Origin of the sequence: Teichococcus rhizosphaerae (genome assembly GCF_002631185.1) — a bacterium.
Classification (GTDB): domain Bacteria; phylum Pseudomonadota; class Alphaproteobacteria; order Acetobacterales; family Acetobacteraceae; genus Pseudoroseomonas; species Pseudoroseomonas rhizosphaerae.
Map to the genome: position 1 here is coordinate 1 of NZ_PDNU01000059.1, position 1,322 is coordinate 1,322.

General features: G+C 65.7%; 1 protein-coding gene. It reads right to left on the minus strand.

The genetic code is table 11. The features are described 5' to 3' along the window. Positions 1–44: 44 nt before the first annotated feature. Positions 45–1,265, minus strand: coding sequence for an IS256 family transposase (locus tag CR162_RS19770; RefSeq protein WP_099097237.1), 1,221 nt, complete (start codon positions 1,263–1,265; stop codon positions 45–47). Positions 1,266–1,322 lie beyond the last annotated feature (57 nt).

Below are 1,322 nucleotides of genomic sequence, written 5' to 3' on the forward strand. Positions count from 1 at the left end.
GGGACTGTCAGGAATTTCGTGTGGGGCGGAGCGGTTGAACACGCTCAGGCCATGGCGCGGGTGAAACGCTCGCCGAACAGCACGGCGAACTGGGCCTTGGCCATGGACCACTCCCGCGGCGGCATGGTCCACTCCTTCTCCGCCCGGTTCAAGACCAGAAAGAGAAGCTTCAGGGCAGCCTCGTCGGTGGGGAAATGCCCCCTGGCGCGGACCGCCCGGCGCAGCTTCGCGTTCAGCGCCTCGATGGCATTGGTGGTGTACAAGAAGCGTCTGATTTCAACGCTGAAGGCATAGAAGGGCACCACCTCGGTCCAGGCGCGGCGCCAGCTCTGGCCAATGGCGGGGTATTTCTGGCCCCATGGCCCGGCCTCGAAGGTGGCCAGGGCCGCCTCGGCGGCGGCGGCATCCACTGCCTGGTAGATCGCCTTCAGCGCCGCGGCGACAGCTTTGCGGTCCTTGTAGGCGACGAAGTCCAGGCTCTGCCGCAGGAGGTGGACGATGCAGGTCTGCACCGTGGCCTCCGGGAACACCGCCAGGATGGCCTCGGGGAAGCCCTTCAGCCCATCCACCACGGCCAGCAGCAGGTCCTCGACACCGCGGCCACGCAGCTCGTTCATTACCCTGAGCCAGAACTTCGCGCCCTCATTTTGTTCCAGCCAGAGTCCCAGGATCTCCTTGCCGCCATCGGCCCGGACGCCCAGCGCGATGTGCACGGCCTTGTTGCGGACCAGGCCCTCGTCCCGGATTTTCACCCGCAGCGCATCGAAGAACACCACAGGGTAGACGGGTTCCAGCGGCCGGTTCTGCCAGGTGGCAATCTCATCGAGCACCGCATCGGTGACAGCACTGATCAGGTCCGGCGAGACCTCGATGCCATAGAGCTCGCGCAAGTGGCCGACGATCTCCCGCGCACTCATGCCGCGGGCATACATCGAGATCACCTTGTCATCGAAGCCGGGGAAGCGGCGCTGGTATTTGGCGATCAGCTGCGGATCGAAGCTCGCCTGCCGGTCCCGCGGGATCTCCAGCGCCAGCTTGCCACTGTCGGTCACCACCGACTTCCGGCCATAGCCATTGCGGCTGTTGCCCGCGCCTCCTTCCCCAGCCAGATGGTGGTCCATCTCGGCGTTCAGCGCCCGCTCGGCGAGCGCCTTCTTCAGCTCATCCAGCAGGCCGCCCTGCTCAAAGGCCGTCTTGGCATCGGCACCGGCCAGCAGCTGGTCCAGGATAGCGTCCGGGATCCGGGGCTCTTTCCGTCGGGCCATAGGGGGTCTCCTTCTTCCCTACTATGCCCCGCCCCACACGAAATTCCTGACAGTCCC